The organism is Actinopolyspora lacussalsi (assembly GCA_030803735.1).
In the GTDB taxonomy this organism is placed as follows: Bacteria; Actinomycetota; Actinomycetes; order Mycobacteriales; family Pseudonocardiaceae; genus Actinopolyspora; species Actinopolyspora lacussalsi.
Genome location: JAURUC010000001.1, coordinates 1577813 through 1596971 on the forward strand (window position 1 = coordinate 1577813; position 19159 = coordinate 1596971).

Annotated in this window: 11 protein-coding genes and 1 pseudogene; 8 read left to right on the forward strand and 4 right to left on the reverse strand. The window is 69.0% G+C overall.

All coding sequences use genetic code 11. The annotated features are described in order from the left end of the window. Positions 1–17 precede the first annotated feature (17 nt). From J2S53_RS06845 to J2S53_RS06860, 4 genes are all read left to right on the forward strand, one after another. Entirely contained in the window at positions 18–4706 is a 4689-nt protein-coding gene (locus J2S53_RS06845) for a type I polyketide synthase (protein WP_456240288.1), read from the forward strand. Continuing rightward, on the forward strand, positions 4699–7974 hold the full coding sequence (locus J2S53_RS06850) for a polyketide synthase dehydratase domain-containing protein (protein ID WP_456240289.1): 3276 nt from the start codon (positions 4699–4701) through the stop codon (positions 7972–7974). The genes J2S53_RS06845 and J2S53_RS06850 overlap by 8 nt, the downstream gene beginning before the upstream one ends. Next, positions 7971–8975, forward strand: coding sequence for an SDR family oxidoreductase (locus tag J2S53_RS06855; protein WP_456240290.1), 1005 nt, complete (start codon positions 7971–7973; stop codon positions 8973–8975). The genes J2S53_RS06850 and J2S53_RS06855 overlap by 4 nt, the downstream gene beginning before the upstream one ends. Positions 8976–9209: 234 nt before the next feature. Then, positions 9210–9443: a hypothetical protein gene (locus J2S53_RS06860; protein ID WP_456240291.1), complete on the forward strand. Its 234-nt coding sequence runs from the start codon at positions 9210–9212 to the stop codon at positions 9441–9443. A gap of 49 nt (positions 9444–9492) precedes the next feature. On the opposite strand, the gene J2S53_RS06865 is transcribed toward J2S53_RS06860, so the two are convergent. Next, a complete protein-coding gene (locus J2S53_RS06865; protein ID WP_456240292.1) occupies positions 9493–10740 on the reverse strand; it encodes an MFS transporter in 1248 nt (415 codons plus the stop codon). An 87-nt stretch (positions 10741–10827) separates the two neighbouring features. On the opposite strand from J2S53_RS06865, the gene J2S53_RS06870 reads away from it, so the two are divergent. Further along, positions 10828–11304, forward strand: a complete 477-nt coding sequence (locus tag J2S53_RS06870; RefSeq protein ID WP_456240293.1) for a winged helix-turn-helix transcriptional regulator — start codon at positions 10828–10830, stop codon at positions 11302–11304. A gap of 839 nt (positions 11305–12143) precedes the next feature. Here J2S53_RS06870 and J2S53_RS06875 read toward each other — a convergent pair. The 3 genes from J2S53_RS06875 to J2S53_RS06885 form a co-directional block, all read right to left on the reverse strand. Next, positions 12144–13871: a coagulation factor 5/8 type domain-containing protein gene (locus tag J2S53_RS06875; protein WP_456242726.1), complete on the reverse strand. Its 1728-nt coding sequence runs from the start codon at positions 13869–13871 to the stop codon at positions 12144–12146. 219 nt (positions 13872–14090) lie between these two features. Beyond that, positions 14091–14417: a hypothetical protein gene (locus J2S53_RS06880; RefSeq protein ID WP_456240294.1), complete on the reverse strand. Its 327-nt coding sequence runs from the start codon at positions 14415–14417 to the stop codon at positions 14091–14093. After that, positions 14405–14548, reverse strand: a complete 144-nt coding sequence (locus tag J2S53_RS06885; RefSeq protein ID WP_456240295.1) for a hypothetical protein — start codon at positions 14546–14548, stop codon at positions 14405–14407. The genes J2S53_RS06880 and J2S53_RS06885 overlap by 13 nt, the downstream gene beginning before the upstream one ends. Positions 14549–15294: 746 nt before the next feature. Between J2S53_RS06885 and J2S53_RS06890 the strand changes: the two genes are divergently transcribed. The 3 genes and pseudogenes from J2S53_RS06890 to J2S53_RS06900 all read left to right on the forward strand — a co-directional run bounded on the left by J2S53_RS06890 (position 15295) and on the right by J2S53_RS06900 (position 19156). Beyond that, on the forward strand, positions 15295–16023 hold the full coding sequence (locus tag J2S53_RS06890) for an NUDIX hydrolase (protein WP_456240296.1): 729 nt from the start codon (positions 15295–15297) through the stop codon (positions 16021–16023). After that, positions 16020–17168: pseudogene (locus J2S53_RS06895) on the forward strand (5'-methylthioadenosine/S-adenosylhomocysteine nucleosidase family protein). The gene J2S53_RS06890 and the pseudogene J2S53_RS06895 overlap by 4 nt, the downstream one beginning before the upstream one ends. Further along, the gene (locus tag J2S53_RS06900) at positions 17165–19156 is read left to right on the forward strand and encodes a hypothetical protein (protein ID WP_456240297.1); all 1992 of its coding nucleotides are present in this window, start codon (positions 17165–17167) and stop codon (positions 19154–19156) included. Before J2S53_RS06895 ends, J2S53_RS06900 begins: the two are co-directional and overlap by 4 nt. Positions 19157–19159 lie beyond the last annotated feature (3 nt).

The following is a 19159-nucleotide window of genomic DNA, read 5'->3' on the forward strand; positions in this document are numbered from 1 at the left end:
GAAACGGCAGAACGAACATGGACCACCGGATCGCGATCGTCGGCGTCAGCGCGATCATGCCGGGCGCGCCGGACGTGGACGCCTTCTGGCGCAACGTCGTCGAAGGACGCGACCTCATGACCGACGTACCGGCCGACCGCTGGCTGATCGAGGACTTCTACGACCCCGCCCCGGAGGCGCAGGACAAGACCTACGCCCGCCGCGGGGCCTTCCTGCCCGAGGTCGAGTTCGACCCGATGGCTCTGGGGGTGCCGCCCCGCAACCTGCCCGCCACCGACACCGCCCAACTGCTGGCCCTGGTAGCCGCGGAACGTCTGCTGGCCGGGCTCTCCGACGCCGGGCTCGGCCAGATCGACGGCGAACGGGTCAGCGTGTTCCTCGGTTGCGCCTCCCTGCAGCTGCTCGGCGAGATGGCGATGCGGTCCGGACGCCCGCAGTGGCGCCGGACACTGCTGGACAGTGGACTGTCCGAAGCCGACGCCGACGCCGTCTGCGACCGGATCCTCGAGTACTCGCCACCGTGGCAGGAAGCGACGTTCCCCGGCATGCTGAGCAACGTGGTCGCCGGGCGGATCGCGAACCGCTTCGACCTGCACGGCACCAACTTCACCGTCGACTCCGCCTGCGCGAGCTCGCTGGCCGCCCTCTCGGTCTCGGTCGACGACCTGCTGCTCGGCCGCTCCGACATGGTGATCACCGGCGGGGTCGACACGCTCAACGACGCGATGACCTTCCAGTGCTTCAGCAAGACCCCGGCCCTCTCGCCCACCGGCGACTGCCGCCCGTTCGACGAGCACGCGGACGGCACCATGCTGGGCGAGGGCCTCGGTCTGTTCGCCCTGAAACGACTCGCCGACGCCGAACGCGACGGCGACCGGGTGCACGCCGTCATCCGCGGCATCGGCTCCTCCTCGGACGGCAGCGGCACCTCGGTGTACGCGCCGCTGGACACCGGGCAGGCGCGGGCGCTGCGCCGGGCCTACGAGACCGCCGGCTACGGACCGGACACGGTCGGTCTGGTCGAGGCGCACGGCACCGGCACCGCCCCCGGCGACGCCACCGAAACAGCCGCCCTGCACTCGGTGTTCGAGGCGAGCGGGCGGACGGACCGCCAGTGGTGCGCGCTCGGGTCCGTCAAATCCCAGATCGGACACACCAAGGCCGCCGCCGGCGCCGCGGGCCTGCTCAAGACCGCCCTGGCACTGCGGCACAAGGTGCTACCGCCGACGATCAAGGTCGACCGCCCGAACCCCGCGCTGAACCTGGAGAACAGCCCCCTCTACCTCAACACGCGGGCACGGCCTTGGATCAACACGACCGAGCACCCCAGGCGGGCCTCGGTGTCCAGCTTCGGCTTCGGCGGCTCGAACTTCCACGTCACGCTGGAGGAGTACACCGACGAAACGGCGGGAGCCCGCCCCGCGGTGCGCTGCGAAGCACGACCGGGAGAACTGGTGGTGCTGTCCGCCGCGACGCCGCAGGAGCTGTTCTCACTCGACCTGTCGGGAAGCCTCACGGCGATCGCGCGGCGCTCCCAGAACGCCTTCCAGCACACGCGGGAGCACCGGCTGGCGGTGGTCGCCTCGTCCACGGAGGACCTCGAGCAGAAACTGGAGCAGGCCCGGGGACTGGTCGGCACGAAGCCGTTCTCGACGCCCTCCGGCCTGCACTACGGTGTCGGGCGCACGCCGGGGCGGATAGCGTTCCTCTTCCCCGGTCAGGGAGCCCAGTACGTCGGCATGGGGGCCGACCTGGCGATGCACTTCCCCCAGGCCCACGCGGTGTGGGACCGGCACGAGGTCTCACCGCTGGTCTTCCCACCACCGGTGTTCACCGACGCCGAGCGGCAGGCACAGCAGCACGCGCTCACCGACACCGGCGTCGCGCAACCCGCCATCGCCGCGCACAGCCTCGCGCTGCTGAACGTGCTGGAGACCGCGGGGGTGCGGCCGGACTGCGTGGCCGGGCACAGCTTCGGCGAGCTGGTGGGGCTGCACGCGGCACGCGCGTTCGACGAGGACACGTTGATGCGGCTCGCCGTCCGGCGGGGCGAGCTGATGCGGGAGGGCTCCGGCGTCATGATCGCCCTGGACGCGGGCGTGGACGAGGTGACCAACCTCCTCGAGCAGCAGAACCTCGAGCAAGCCTGGATCGCCAACCACAACGGCCCGCGCCAGGTCGTGGTGGCCGCGACCGCCGAGGCGGGCGCGCTCGTGCGCAAGCACGCCAACGCGGCCGGAATGACCGCACGGACGCTCGACACCTCGGCTGCCTTCCACAGCCCTCTCGTCGCCCCCGCGACCGAACCGCTGCGGGACTTCCTGTCCGCGGAGACGGTGCGCGCACCGCTGCTGAACGTGTACGGCAACGCCGCGGCAGCCGTGCATCCGGTGCGGCCGGCCGAGATCCGGCAGGCGATCGCCGACCACGTCGCCTCACCGGTCCGGTTCGCGGACATGGTGCACGCGATGCATGCCGACGGGGTGCGGATCTTCCTGGAAGTGGGCCCGGGGGGCGCGTTGACCAGCCTGGTCAAGGAGAACCTCTCCGACGTCCATGCGATCGCCCTGGACCGCGCGAGCTCCAACGGGGTGACCGGGCTGCTCGACGCGCTCGGACAGCTCACCGCGCTCGGCGTCCCGCTCGACTTCGCCGGGCTGTGGCACGGCCCGGAGGAGCCCGAGCCCGCACGACCGGCGATGCCCATCATGATCAACGGAGGCAATCACGGCGGGTCCTACCCACCGACACCGGAGTCCGCGCCGACCACACCGGCCCCTGCGCTGTCCGGGACCGGATCCGGCGGCCAGGACGACGAGACGCTGCGCGCGGTCGCCGAAGCCCAGCAGGAGGTCGCCCGCGCCCACGCGGCGTACCTGAGCATGGCCGAGAAGTCGATCGACGCGCTGACCTCGCTGGACCCGGCCTCGGGCCACGGCCTCGGGCAGACTGCCGCTCCCTCGTCGACCTTCCGGACCACCACCCCACCACCCGCACCGCCCGAGCCACCCGCGTCCCCCGAACCCCCTGCGACCTCCGAACCGCCCGCCGCCTCCGTCGCCCCGGTGACCGCCACGGCCCCGGAACCCGTGCCGTCGCGCGACATCGAGGAACTGGAACCCCAGGTGCTGGCCGCCGTGGCCGAGAAGACCGGCTACCCGGTGGAGATCCTGGAACCGCACATGGAGCTGGAGGCCGACCTCGGCCTGGACTCGATCACCCGCGCGCAGGTTCTCTCGGCCCTGCGCCCGATGTTCCCGCAACTGGAGGGAATGGACCGGGAACGGCTCACCCCGCTGCTGACGCTGCGCACCCTCGGCGAGATCGCCGACCGCTTACGCGAGCTGCTGAACGCACCCGCCCAGCCCGTCACCACCGTCCCCGACGGGACGATCCACCGGCACGTGCCGGCGCTGCGGCACGCGCCCGCACCGGGCGGCGCCATGCAAGGGCTCGGAACCGTCCTGGTCACCGACGACGGAACCGGAGTCGCCGAGGAGACCGCACGACTGCTCACCGAGCGCGGCGTCCACGCGCGGGTCGGCACCGCGGCCGACATCACCACGCTGGAGGCCGACGGCCTGGTGTTGCTCGGCGGACTGGCCGAGACCGCGTCCGCGGACGAGGCCCTGGCCATCCAACGGGACGCCTTCCGAGCCGCACAGGCGATCGCGCCCCGGCTGCGCGCCGCGGGCGGTGTCTTCGTCACCGTGCAGGACACCGGAGGCGGATTCGGCCACCGCGACGCGCAACGGCCCTGGATCGGCGGCCTGGCCGCACTCGCCCGCACCGTCCGCTGGGAATGGCCGCTCGCCGCGGTCAAGGCCATCGACTGCCAGCGTGCGAACCGCTCGGCGACCGAGACCGCCACCGCCCTCGTCGACGAACTGCTCACCGGAGGCCCGGACCTCGACGTCGCGCTCGCCGCGGACGGCACCCGGTGGACACTCGACACCACCGAGGCCCCGGAACCGGCCGCGGCCGATGACTGGGCCGGTGCTTGGGAAACCGACCCGGTGATCGTCGTGTCCGGCGGTACCGGGGCCGTCACGGCGGCGGCCCTGCGAGAGCTCGGATCCCGGCACCGCGCACGCTTCGTCCTGCTCGGCCGCGGCTCCGACCGCGAGGTGGACGGGCTGGACCAGGTCCACTACATGCGCGTCGACGTCCGGGACGAAAACGCCGTACGGACGGCGCTCGCCGACGTCCGGCAGCAGTGGGGACCGATCACCGGCATCGTCCACGCGGCCGGGGTGCTGAACGACCAGCGGGTGGAGGACAAGACCGAGGGCCAGTTCGAGGCCGTGTTCAGCACCAAGGTCGACGGGCTGCGAGCACTGCTGGACGCCACCCGCGAGGACCCGCTGCGACTGCTGTGCGTGTTCTCCTCGGTCGTCGCCGCGACCGGCAACGCCGGGCAGTGCGACTACGCGATGGCCAACGAAACCCTCAACCACGTGCTCGCCACCGAGCAGAACGCTCGGCCGGAAGCGGTGGTCCGCTCGCTGCTGTGGGGACCGTGGGAAGGCGGCATGGTCACCCCCGAACTGGCCGAGGTGTTCCGCCTCGGCGGCGTCGACCTGATCCCCCTGCGAGACGGAGCGCGCGTCTTCGCCCGGGAACTGAGCTCCCCTGCCGACGACCCGCGCGTGCTGCTCACCGCCGGCCGCGCGCTGACGCGACTCGGGGAGGCCACCAATGGATGACCAGGACTTCGAGGTCATGCCCCGCCCTCCGCGGTCCCACCAGCCGACACCGGCCCCGAGGAGTGCCGCGGCGCTGATCTCCGAGCAGTTGCGGCAGGCCACCGAGCTCCACGAGCGCTTCCTGGCCACTCAGACGAGCTTTCACCCGCCCACCACCGGGAGGGTCACCGGAACGGCGACCGGGACGGCCGTCGAGCCCGTCACCGAACCGGCCCGCACGGCCCGGGCCACCGTCGAGCTCGACGGCTGGTATCTCGACCGGGCCGGCCGGATGACGGCCGGAGCCGTACTGGACGAACCGCTGGCGCTGTGGCCACAGCGCGATGGCGCGCTCGACGGCGAACTCACCTTCCACCACGCTCTACCCGCACCGGGCGATCAGCTGCTCAGCTCGCTGACCGTCACCGAAGCGGCGCTGCGAAGCGAGGTCGACGGCCACCTGTCGTTGCGCGGCAGCCTGTCGGACGGCTTGGACGTGCCACTGCCGACGGAGCACCCCGGTGCCGCGTTCGACACCGACGCGGTCACGGCGTTCGCCGAGGGCCGCCCGGCCGACTGCTTCACCGGCCCCGAGTGGGAACTCACGCGCGCCCACGTCCGAACCCCCGGAATCGGGTCGCGACGCACCCTGCTGCTGCGCGAGGTCACCGCGTTCGATCCCGACCGCGGGCTCACCGCGACCGGCCGCACCCCGCCGAGCACGTGGCACTCGCCCGCCGCGCTGCTCGAAGGCGGCCTCCAAGCGATGGCGTTCCACCTCGCCGCCACCGGGAGCACGATCCACCACGACGGCTGGCGCTTCGAACCGCTGCCGGAGGCGCCCACCCGCCTGCGGGTCCTGCTCAACGCACCGAGCGGCACACCCCGGTACCACCTCACCGTGCGGTCGCTCACCGGCACGACCGCCCACGCGGACGTGGTCGTCACGATCGACGAGCAGGTGGTGCTGTGCGCCGAAGGGCTCGCCGTTCACCTCGTCGCCGACACCCCCCTGCCGCACTGGAAGCTCCTCGGACCACCCGCGGTCCAGCGCACCGGCGATCCGGTCCCGCTCAGCGCACTGGCGGGCCTGCGCGGCCACGATGATCCGGCCGCAGCGAGCACGGGCCGAATCCGCTACGACCACGCCACGATGCTCACCGCCGCCTGGGGGCCGCGCGCCGAGATCCTCCCCGACGCCAGCGACGACGCGTTACGGCTGCCCGGACCGCCGTACCTGTTCCTCACCCGGGTCACCGAGCTGTCCGTCACCCACGGGGACTTCCGCCTCGGCAGCAGCCTGGTCGCCGAGTACGACGTGCCCCGGCACGTGTGGTTCCGCGAGCAGAGCGGGACGGTGCCGGTCGCCGTGCTGATGGAGATCGCGCTACAGCCCTGCGGCTTCCTGACCGCCCTGATGAACGGCGGCACGGCCGACGAGCAGCTGCGGATCCGCAACCTCGACGGTCGACTCTCGACGGTCCGCGAGGTGCCCCCCGACGTCGGCTCGTTGCGCACCACGGTCGAGCTCACCGACATCGAGCACTGGGACGGCACGACGATCGAAACGTTCCGGGTCCACTGCGAAGCCGACGGCGTCACCGCCCTGGAGGGCACCACGGTCTTCGCCCTGACCTCGGCGGAGCAGTTGACGACCCAGACCGGTCTGCCGGTGACCGACCACGACCGCTCCCGCCTCGCCCAACCCTGCGAACACCCCGTTGTCGACCTGCGATCCCGCCCCGCCCGCTTCTTCGGGCGCTCCGCCCGCCTGCCCGGTCAGATGCTGCTGATGCTCGACCGGCTCGCCGGCTACTGGCCCGACGGCGGCCCGGCCGGACTCGGACGGCTACGCGCCGAGTGCGACGTGCGGGCCGAGGCCTGGTACTTCAAAGCGCACTTCTTCAACGACCCGGTGCAGCCCGGTTCCCTCGGTGTCGAGGCGATGTGCCAGCTCCTGTCCTGCTACCTGATCCAGCGCGGCGTCGACGACGGGTTCCGCCTCGAGCCCGTCGTGCCCGACTCGTGGAAGTACCGCGGCCAGGTCCTGCCCTCCGACGCGCTCGTCACCGTCGAACTGGACGTGCTGGACATCGAACTGAGCCCCGACGGCGGGTACGCGGAGGCCGAGGCCTGGCTGTGGGTGGACGGTCGCAAGATCTACCACGTGCCCTGCCTGCGGGTGCGCGTGGTGCCCGGCGCGCCGGACTCGCCCTCCATTGTCGACACCGCGCTCGACCCTCGGGCGGACACGTGGCTGGCGGACCACTGCCCCACCTGGACAGTCCCCGCCGTGCCGCTGATGTCGACCGCCGAGCTCCTCGCCCGGTCCGCCGGGGACCGCGCCGGACGCCCGGTGCGGGTGCTGCGCGACCTGAGCATGCAGCGCTGGCTGCCCGTCGCCGACCCGGTCCGGCTTCGTGCCACCTGCACCGACGAGCAGACGCGGCTCGCGGTGTGGCACGAGGCCGGTTCGCTCTCCAGATTCGTCCCGGTGGCCACCGCGACGATCGACTTCGAACCCCCACCCCGGCCGGCTCGCTTCACCCCGCTGGCGAACCTCGCGGACGCGCCGGACCCGTACGAGAACGCGAACCTCTTCCACGGACCGAGTTTCCAGTACCTGACGAGGCTGCGGATGGGCTCCACCGGGGCCAGCGGCGTCCTCGACGCCGAACGCGGGTCGGTACCCCGCGGCGCGCTGCACCAAGGGTTGCTGGACGCAGCGCTGCACACCATCCCGCACGACGCGCTGCACCGGTGGGACCCGGCGATCGGCTCCGACCGACTGGCGTTCCCGCACCGGCTCAGCCACCTCACCGTGTACGAGCCCCTGCCCGACCACGGCGAGATCGAGGTCGAGGCCCGTTTCGCCGGCACGCTGCCCGACGACCTCGTCGCGATCGACATCCAGATGTGCCGCGGAGAGCACGTGCTGGTCGCCTTCCGGACCGTGGTCATGCACATCCCGATCGGAGCCCTGACCGCGGTTTCCGGCCCGGAGCGACGCGCCTACCTGCGCGACGCCGCGCCCGACTCCCGCCTCCTGCTGATCGGCTCGGACGGAGTGCTGCGCAGGCGCGACGTGGAGCGGGCCGACACGGTGCCGGGCACCGTCAACGCCGTCTACGGCCTGCCCGCGGACACCCGCGCCGCGGACTGGCTGGCCCACATCGCCGTCAAGGACCACGTCGCCCGAACCGCCGGCGTCCACCCGAGCACGGTCGAGGTGACCACCCTCGACGACGTCAGCTGGGACGAGGACTCCGCCACCGTGAGGACCCCATGATTCTGATCACCGGAGCCTCCGGGGCCGTCGGCTCCGCCCTGCTGCGCGAGCTGGACGGCACCGAGGAGGTCATCGCGCTCACCCACCACAAACCGGTCGATACCACATCCGTGCGCGGCGACGTGACCCGTCCCTGGCTCGGGCTCCACCCGGCCGAGTACCGCGAGCTCGCGGCCAAGGTCGACGTGGTCGTGCACTGCGCGGCGGCCGTGAACTTCTCGGCCTCGCACGAGCACCTGCACCGGGTCAACGTCGTCGGCACCGGCCACGTGCTGCGGTTCGTGGCGGACGCGGGCGCCCGCCTCGTGCACGGCTCCACGGCGTTCGTCGCCCGCGCGGGCGACGGCACCCCCTTCGACGCGTACGCCGCCACCAAGGCCACGGGCGAGACCCTGGTCCGCGAATCCGGCCTGCCCGCCTGCATCGCCCGCATCTCCACCGTGATCGGCGACGTCCCGCGGCTCCAGGCGTTCCACTACCTGCTCGGCTTCGCGCTGTCCGGCCAGCTCCCCTTCCTGCCCTGCACACCCGGCACCCGTGTCGACCTCGTTCCCCGGGACGCCGTCGCCGCCGCGCTGGCCGCCCTCGCCCACGACCACGAGGCGCACGGTGACCACTGGCTCACCGCCGGCCCGGCCGCCCTGCCGATGGAACGCGTCATCGAGATCGCCATCGACGCCGCTGCCGCCCGCGCCCAGGACGACGAAGAACTGCGCGACATCGACCAGACGATCTTCCACACCCGGCTGATCGACCCCGCGGTGGCCTCCACGGTGCTCACCGCCGTCCTCTCCCGCTCCTCCAGCTCCGCGGCGCCCAGCGTCATCGAGCGTGCCGCCAACCTCATGGCCGCCTACGACAACGCCGAACCGTTCCCCACCTCCCTGGGCCGGATTCCCTCCGGCCCACCCGCTCCCACCGTCGAATCGAGTGAAACAGCCCTGCGCCACCTGACCGACTACCTCACCGGACTGCCCCGGCAGACCTGGGAACTGTCCTAGATGGACGCTATACCGCGGACACGTCGGGAAGTCGCCACTTTCGTTCGAAGGTCACCGCGCGGGCGCTGAGAACGAATTCCACGCGGCCCGAGAACGGAAGTGAACCCATTACCTTTTGGGTGGTCCCGCGATGGAGTTCCCGGCTTGTGAGTCCGGCCGGACTTGTCCCCCTGTCATGCATGATCCGGGGGTGTTACCGGGTTCACTGGTGCCGGCTGTGCTGGAACCAGGCCCGTGTCCTGCTCGATGGTCACACCGCGCTATGCGGTCCTGGTACCGGTTGGAACCCTGCACGAATTTCGCCACTCCGCACTGCCCCGACTCGGTGGGCAGGGCGCTAGCCTGTTGTTGCTGATAGCGAAATCCCGGCACGAGAATCCGGAGAACATCCGCCGCTACTTCAAGCCCTCCGAACGGGCGTTTGTCGAAGTCACCAGCTTGCTGGCACCCGATAACCGCCAGCGCTGAAGCTACGGCGGCGAGTGCATCAACGTATGGTTCACTCTTCGAGCACTGCTCAGCATTCGGCCGAGGCCGACACGGGGGCACGCTCGACACCGGGGCGCGTTGAATGGTCGGGCACGACTCGGTCGATGAGCCAGATCCCCAGCGCGGCGCAGGCGAAACAGGCACCGGCGACCGAAGCAGCCGTCCACCCCATGCTGTCGTAGAGACTCGACGCTGTGACGGCGCCCAGGGCTGATCCCAGGGAGTAAAAGATCATGTAGGCGCCGATGATCCTGCTGCTCGAGTCCGGATCCCGGGCGACGACGAGGTTCTGGTTGGTGACGTGCACGGCTTGGACGGCGAAGTCGAGCAGCACCGCGCCCAGAACCACGAGCCACAACGACCATTCGGCCTGTCCGATGAACCACCACGAAGCGATCAGCACGATCAACGACACCACTGTGACCACACCTGAATGCCCGCGATCGGCCCACCGACCGGCCCGTGCCGCACCGAGAGTCCCGGCCAGCCCGGCGAACCCGAACAGACCGATCTGAGCCGGGGAAAGGTGCCAGGGCGCGTTGCTCAGCGGCAAGGCCAGTCCGCTCCAGAGCACACCGAAGGAGGCGAACAGGAAGAACGTGATGAGCGAGCGAGTCCGGAACACCCGGTCGGTCGCTCCGAGAACGAGGATCGAGGCGACCGCGGACCCGTACGAGCGTGGGGCCCGACTCGGTTGATCGTCGGGCAGAGCCGTCCAGATCAGGACAGCCATGATCACGGCCATGACGGCCGCGGCCGCGTAGACGGCGCGCCAACCGGCCACGTCGGCGATGAAACCGGCGACGGTGCGGGCCAGGATGATCCCGACCACCACTCCGGAGGTAATGATCCCGATGTTGCGGCCGCGGTGTTCGGGAGGGGACTTCGCCGCGGTGTAGGCGACCGCGGTCTGCACGACCACGGCGAAGAGACCGGCGATCGCCACTCCGACATAGAGGACCGCGGCAGTCGTCGAGAGCGCCGCCACCGTGGTGCCCACCGCGATCAGCAGCAGATGCGCCGGAATGAGCATCCGGCGGTTCAGCCAGTCCCCCAGCGGGACGAGCGCGGCGAGGCCGACCAGGTAACCGGCCTGTCCGAGGGCCACCACCCAGCCCACCTGTCCGGTCGAGATCGACAGGTCGGAACCCATGCGTTCGAGCAGGGGCTGTGCGTAGTAGACGTTGGCCACCGACACCCCGCACAACACGGCCAGCAACAGCAGGCGTGGCCGGGTAAGGAGCGCGGCGGGCGCGGTAGACGCCGAGGACGGCACCCTCACTCCAATCGGTAGTAGTATGAAACCAATCGGAATGTAGCTGTAAAGGTAGCAATATGCAACCGACCTGTTTGGGGGTCTGCCGTGACCACAGCACCCGCCGGGTCAGGACACCCAGCCGCGCCCTCCGACGGGTGGTCCGACCCTCCCTGCGCTCTCGCGCGCGCCGTGGACCTCGTCGGGGACAGGTGGAGCCTGCTGATCCTCCGCGACTCCTTCGACGGGACCCGGGCGTTCACCGATTTCCAGCGCAACCTCGGTGTCGCCAAGAACATCCTGAGCGACCGGCTCCGCCGGCTCGTCGCCCACGGCATCCTCGACCGACAGACCGCCGCGTCGGGCAAACGGCAGGAATACGTCCTCACCAACTCCGGTGAACAGCTGTTCACCGCCATGGTGGCCCTACGGCAATGGGGCGAAGCACACGCTTTCGACACCGGCGAGCCTCACTCGGTACTGGTCGACGACGAGACCGGCACACCGGTACCGACACTGCACCTGCAACGCCCGGACGGCACCACCCTCACCGCCAACAACACCCACGTCCAAAAGCTCAGCTGACGATCGATCTCCCATCGCAGGAGCGTTCACGTGAATTCCCCCTGAAGACACGGGGGCAAGCTGCCAGTGCCACCGGGGCCTCACACCGGAAACACACGCGGCGACACCCCACCGGGCTCCGGGCGGACTCACCACGCCCCACACCGAGAATCACCGCGGACACGAGCGACTCAACCACGCCGATCCACCACACCGTTGGCCACAGCACGCCCCACGCACAGCCAGCGCGTCAAGACATGAGAAAAGGCGGCATCCGCGGTGCCACGAGAACAGACCTACGAACCTCGCACATCGGGGAATTTTCCCCTGACAGTGTGTCGGAGGGGCGAGATACACACTATCCACCCGCGTCCGATTGCCGGAAGCTGGACGACGTCTTGCTGCACGCTCTCGGTCGACCCCTCCTGACATCTCGAGGTAGCCGGCATCCCAACATGAGCACTATTGACAACATCGCAGCTCAGGGGCCGACCAATAATCGGATGCCCCCAACGAACATGACCCGTACTCGCCCTCAGCAGCACTACTCCTGGTCACGGCGGGTTCTTGGGTTTGGCGAGTATCCGTTACTCCTCAGGCACATCGGTGTGCTGTATTCCTCAACGTCTTCCACGGGAAGATACGGCCCGCGTGAAAGGCCACGATGGTGTCAAAAGCGCCCGTGTTCCTCGACCGTTCCACCCGCTCGCGGGTGATCACCCGGTCCCGATGTCCTCGGGGGTCTGGCCGGGGCGGGTTGGTAGCCCCCGAGGAGGTGCGAGCGTGCCGCGAGATGATGACTCGCGGCACGCTCGCACATTGTTTCGGCGTGGTGCCCGTGTTGTGCGGAGTCCTGTCCGTCAGGGGTAGGAGATGACGGTGGAGGGCACGGTGTCCGATCCGGAGGTGGCGGCTCCGGTGTCGTTGATGACGTGGTCGTATTGCCCCTTGCCACCGAGTGAGACGACGAGCAGGTCGTGGAAGACCACGCCCGGCGTGTTCGGTGCGGTGAAGCCGCGCCCCTGGCGGATGGTCGGGTCCGTGGTGTAGTTGCAGTAGCTGCCCATCCCCCAACCCTCGTGGGTCGTCACGGAGTCGCCGACCTTGTAGGCGGCGTAGCCGCGGATCCCGTCGTGGTTGATCGCTGCCTGGTCGGGGGCGTCGTAGGCCTTCTCGTTCTGGAAGAACACGGTCCGGCCGTACTCTCCGTACCACTGCACGTCGTACTTGTTGAAGTGCTCGGCGAACAGGCCGGTGGCCAGCACGTTGTCACCGTTGACGATCAGGCCGTAGTCGGCGCGGTTGGTTTCCCAGCCGACGCCGCTGCCGTGGTCGGCGCGCCAGAGCCAGGTGTGGTCGATGAGCGTGTCGTGGGCGTTGACCACCACGCTGGTGGTAGCCTTACCGGCCCCTGCCCCGCCGATGCGGACGAACAGGTCCTGCAGCGAGATCGGATTGGCCGCGTGGTCGGCAGAGGAGCCTTCGGGACCGACCTCCACCAGGGTCTCCGAGTTGACGGTTCCGGCGTCGACGAGGAGCCCGGCGATCCGCACCCCGTCCACGTCGGCTATCCGCAGGGCCGTGACCCCGTTGTCCGGAATGAGCGTGGCATAGCCGAGCCCGAGGACCACGGTGTTGGCCCGGTTGATCCGGATCGGCTGGTCGAGGTGGTAGATGCCTGGCGTGACCAGCAGGTGCTTGCCCTGATCGAGCGCGGCGTTGATCGTGGCCGCGGTTTCCCCGGGCCGGACGATGTGGAACCGCGACAGCGACAGCGACTCGCCCGCGGGCGCACCGCCCTCCCACGTGGTGCCGCTGGCTCCGGTACGCAGCGCGGGCAGGAAGACCCGGAACTCGCCGCCGTCGAGATACATGAACGGCTTCTCCCGCGAGATCGGGGTGGTCGCCAGCGTCGTGTACGGCGGTTCGGGGAAGCTCTGCGCCGGAGCCCCCGCGACACCGGAGAAGACCATGTTCCACACGCCGTTGCTCCAACCGCCCACAGCACTGTCGCGGGTGTACCACTGCTGCTGCGAGTACGGAGACACCGTGCCGTCGATACGGCTGTCGGCGATGTAGCCACCGCTGGCCCAGCCGTACCCGCTCGGTGCCAGATTGAGCCCGCCCTTGATGTGCATCCGCCGGAAGGGCGCGGCCTGGGCGACCGCCCAGCGATCCGTTCCACTCACCGGCCGCAGCGCGAGATTCTCCGCGGAACGCCAGAAGTTCTGCGTCGCGTTGCCGTCGAACCAGCCGGCGTCGACGGTGACATCACCGTTGATCGTCGTGTCGTCGGGAGACAGCCCCAGACCCGCGATCGTGGTGTAAAAGCCCAGCTGGGCGTTGAGCCCGTTGTACGTGCCGGGCTTGAAGAACAGCTGGTAGCGGCCCGTGCCGAACTGGGACGACTCCTGCTCGGCGAAGATCTGGTCCAGTCGCGCCTGGATGTCGGGGGTGCTGGGGTCGAAAACCAGCACGTTCGGTCCCAGGTCGACGTCGGCGGTCGAGGACGAGGTAGTCGTGGCGGCCTGCGCGGAGCGCTGCGACGAACCGGCCAGCACGGCCGGAGTCGCCACGGCGGCGGCCATCGCGCCGAGGGCGCTTCGGCGGGAGAACGCGGTGCCGCCGGATTCCTGGTTCTCGGATGAAGAGGTGGACACGAAAAATCCTCCAACTACGAAGGTGATCGGTCACAGTGCTCGGGAATTCCCGTTTGCGAAAAAACGGGAAAACCGCGAAAACACGACTTCTCTCGCCGCTTTCGGGTTTCGAGTGGAACGACACGATCCCCGAATAAGCGATGTTTCTCAGGATTCGACGCGGAGCCGGTCGACGAGGTAGCGGAAATCGCCCGACTTCCCGGGCGAGCTCGCGCCCTCGGGGAGTTCGAGCCGAACCGAACAGGTGCCGTGGGCGAAGTTCATCCTGCCCAGGCTCTGCGACCGCCCGGCGACGAAGTCGTAGGCGTTGCCGTCCGGAGCCTGACAGCCAGGCCCGTAACGCGGATGAATGGTCGGGGCGCCGTTCCGGGAACCAGCGGCGTCCTGGTGGATGTAGCGCGTCTCCGGAGAATCGACCCAAGCCTGCTGCTCGGAGTTGACCGCCCCGAAGTTCTCCCCGGTCACCTCGGCCATCCACTTCGATCGATCGTCGAACCGGAGAAGTCGTCGAAGGAACCCCCCTGCTCGGCCACGGCCGCCGGAGCCGCCGACAACGGCGGCAGGGCTGTCGCCACCACGATCGCGAAACGGTTTCGCGCGGACATGGAACTCCTCATTCCTGGAGGGGCGGACCGCTCCGGCCCACCGGGCAACCGAAGGAGAGCGCTCTCAATGCATAAAGAGGGAAACGTCTAGACCACCAGTCGGTAAAGGGCCCATGCTTTCCGAATCGATTCACCAACTCGCAGATTGGCGCCCACGGAGTCCCGTTCGTACTCCCCCCGACGGAATCGCTTGGTCCTCATCACCACGATCGACCGCCGAAGCGGGAAGGAATCGCGGTGCGAAGCCGCTGCCGCGGGCTGCATCCCATCTCGGTCTAGAAATGCCGCCACTCCAGCAACTCGGCCGCCCGAAGCCGAGGCAGCTCAGTCCAGCGCGGGCACCTCAACGACGAAACACCCTCGGTCACAGAACCCATCTGTGCTCTCCCCGAAAGGCATACCGCGGTGATCACAGGCCGCCCATCCCCCAACCCACCTCAGGAACAGAGCAGTAATCCTGGAGCCTCACAGCAGGTGCATTGCCGAGCAGACCACCGCCGAGGAGGCCGCTGACGAGCGCGATCACGATGTCGCGCCGTCGCCGCACGCGCGCCGAGGACGCCGAATGACCCACTGCCACGCAAGGAGGCCGCCGAGCACCCGCGGTCGTATCCACGGCGCGCTGCCCCGGGAGACGATGCGCCGCGTCGACGAGGCCCTGCGGGCCGCCCTACTGGCACTGTAGCTCGACCGGCACAGCACCGACCCCCTTTCTGTCAGAATGACGTTAAGCTAACGTAGTCGTCGTGATCGAAGAGTCGTGGTCGCCGCCGGAAGTTCTGGTCACTGTGGACCTGCTGATCTTCACCCTGCGGGAGCAGGAATTTCGCGTGCTGCTGGTCGAACGTGGTGTGGACCCGTATCGGGGTGCGCGGGCGTTACCCGGTGGATTCTTGAACCATGCCGGTGAGGACATCCTCGATGCCGCCCATCGGGAGCTGCGGGAAGAGGCGGACTTGGACGTGGCACGGCTGCACTTGGAGCAGCTGAGCACCTACGGGGCTCCTGGTCGCGATCCGCGGGGGCGGGTCATCTCGGTGGCCTACCTGGCGATCGCGCCCGAGCTTCCGGACCCCGTGGCCGGTACCGACGCGGCCAACGCAGGGTGGGAATCGGTGCAGGACGTGCTGTTCGGCCGGACGAAGTTGGCCTTCGACCACCTCCGGATCGTGACCGATGGCATCGAGCGGGCGCGGACCAAGCTGGAGCATTCGGCGTTGGCGACCGCTTTCTGCCGGGAGACCTTCACGATCGCCGAACTGCAGCAGGTCTACGAGGCCGTGTGGGGGGTGCGGCTGGATCCGCGGAACTTCTACCGGAAGGTGCAGAAGGTCCCCGGATTCATCGAGCCGGCCGGACAGGAACGCAGGGCCACGAAGGGACGGCCTGCGCGGTTGTTCAAGGCCGGGCCGACGACTGTGCTGCATCCACCGCTGGTGAGACCTGAATCCATCGACTCCGAAGAAGCGAGATGACGGAGAACATGGTGGTGGTGCTCACCGCCTTGAATCTCGAGTACGACGCCGTGCGGCGCAGACTGGTCGACCCGCAGCTTCAGCTACATGAGTGAGGCACCCGGTTCGAGGTCGGTTCCCTGCGCGATACGGGCTGTCAGCTCGCGCTTGCCTTGACCAGTAAAGGAAATCACTCCGCGGCGGTCTTGGCCGAGCGAGCGATCCACGAGTTCGATCCGGCGGCCGTGCTGTTCGTCGGCGTGGCCGGGGCGTTGTGGGACGCCACGCCGCTGGGCGACGTCGTGGTGGCCACGCACGTCTACGCCTACCACGGCGGCACCAGCGAGGACGACGGACTCAAAGCCAGACCTCGGGTGTGGGAAGCCGAACACGGGATCAGCCAGCTCGCCTCGCACGTGGCCCGCACCGACGGCTGGACCGGCCACGCGGGTTCCGGCCGACACCACCACAACGTCCACTTCGGAGCGATCGCTGCCGGAGAGATCGTGCACAACTCCCGGATCTCTTACGAGGCGGCATGGATCCGCCGGCACTACAACGACGCGCTGGCCATCGAGATGGAATCAGCCGGTGTCGCCCAAGCCGGCCACCTCAACGGCTCCCCGGTGGCCGTCGTGCGCGGAATCAGCGACAAGGCCGACGGGACCAAGAACACCGACGGCGACGGCACCTGGCAACCGCGGGCCGCCGACAACGCCGCGGCATTCGCCACTCGGCTCGCCGAAGAACTCATCACTGAACAGGAGAACAGCCCGATGCGGCATCGGAACAGGCCCGGCAACGGCGATGTCACCCACATCGCGCACGGCAGCACAGTCGGCATCCAGGCCAGAGACGTCACCCACAGCACCGTCACGATCGGCGCGGCACAACCGGACACGACGCCCGACGATCTCGCGGCCAAGCTTGCCTCCCTCCGCGACGAGCTCGAACGTGCCCGTTCGAGCGGCACGCTCGACTCCCCCACTTACGAAGACGCGCAGCATGAGCTCGCCCTCGCCAGCAAGGCGCTGGAGGAGGACACGTCCGAGAGCAAGAACAGGTCCGTACGCGCGCTCAAGCGTCTGGGCGGGCTGACCGACGAGGCTGCCGAGGTGGCCTCCAAGGTCGCGATGTTGATCACAGCGGTGAACGGCCTGTCATGAGTGGGAACGAGACCACCACGACCAACACCGCCGGATCCGGCTCCAGCGTGGGGATCCAGGCCGAATGGGTACACAACTCCACCGTGTACATGGTCTCCTCCGACGACCCGCCCGAACAGAAGTACCAGGTCGGCGTGAACTACCTGGACAACGGGGTGCCCCTGCGGGCCCGCGAGTGGATCGACGAAGCCATCGCCCGCGACTACGACGGTGCCGAAGTACGCTTCCACTGGGCCCTGGCCCTGCTCAGCAAGCGCTCGTACCGCGAACTGAGCGCCGACGAGCGGGGGTTGCTCGGTGAGCTGCCCGACCACATCGCCACGTATCCGGACAGCGAATGGACACGAGCACTCGAAGCGCTGTGCGAGCTACTCGGCCATCTCGACGTCCCCGACCCCGATCCCGCGCCGGTGTTGGAAAAGTTGCGGTCCCTTCCCTTCCGACAACGCGAGAAGATCGTGCGCCACTGCGATCTCGTCCTGACCAGCGGGGTGAAGGACAGCCTCTGGGCGGAGAACCGACGCACCGCCGGGCGGGGACAGCGCGCCGGAAATCGCGAGAACCGCGTGTGGGCCTACTTTCAACCCGAGCCGATCCCGCCGCGGGCCCAGTATCCTGACCCGAACGGTGCCACTCCCCAGCACTGGCTTCGCGCCGTCCTCGCGAGCGCACTGCTCGCCGGATCCCTGGGAATCCTCGGTTGGATTCTGCTGCAACGCCCGACAGCGATATCAGTAATCGCTTACTCGATGACGTTGGCGGTCGGAGCGCTCGCGGCCAGGACGGGATTCGAGTGGCGGTACCGCACACAACGCCTCCGCGCCAAGGAGCGCGAGTACGCCGGCGAAGTCGCTGCCCATGCGGCACCCGGTTCGGGGTTCGCCAATCAGGTCGATCACGACTTCCAGTACTACGCCCACAAGTACGCGCCCAAGGGAGTCGACCGCTCGGTCTGGCTGGCCGATACCAGAGGCATCCGCGCCGCGTTGCGCAACGAAGTCGTCGAGCTGTACCGCGAAAACAGAATCCAGGTCGGCCGGGTCAGGTGGCTCATCCGGCACCTGATCCAGGACGTCCAACGACAGTGGAGCAAGAACATCCTGTTCTCCTACCGGCAGCAGTACCGGACGCCCTTGTCCACACGAGCCTGGTGCCTGTCCGCGCTCGTGGTCGGTGTCCTCGCGGCTTGTGCCGTCGTCGATGCGGCCGTACGGACGGCCCCGTTGTCGGCGCTGGCCAGCGTGTTCATCGCAGTGATAACCGGTCGGGTCGTCACGTTTCGCTGGTGCTACATCCTCGGTGAACGCCGACGATTCGCCGAGGAGGATCAAGAGCACGCACGCAAGATGGAAGCTCGCCAAACCGCGTACCAGCGGTGGAAAGACAAGCTGGCCGCCACCTGCCCCACCGAGGAGGAGATGGAGACCTGGCTGGAATGCGATCGAGTCCTACTCGTCGACGAGGCGCTGCGCCACTACCGCCTCGCCTGGCGCGACATCACCGCCCACACGATCGTGCGAACCCCGGCGAAGAGCTGCAAGCGAGCACGCGTCAACGGCGGGCCGTGGCGCTACTCGAAGTACGACCTCCAACTGTTCCTGATCACCGCTGAAGGGGTGCGGGAGCTGGCCAAGCAGCTCGACGTCGAGCACGGAACCTTCCACGGCAACGAACGCGGGCACTTCCGCTTCGACGCCGTCTCATCGCTCCGCGTGGTCGAATCCGGCGACTCCAAATACACGCTGGAGCTGACCCTGAGCAACGGTCCCTCCCGCACCATCGAAGTCACCGAACCCGAGCGGAAGTTCGAACCGGCCAGTCCTGACGAACCGGGCCTGTCCCGGATCAGCCTCGACGCCACCGGATTCACGCACGCCCTCCACGTCCTGGAAGGAATCTCCGCCGAGGGCAAAGCATGGATCCAACGCGACACCGCCGCGACACAGCGGAGCAACCCGGTTCCCTTCGGCATCGAGTCCGCCGCTTAGAAG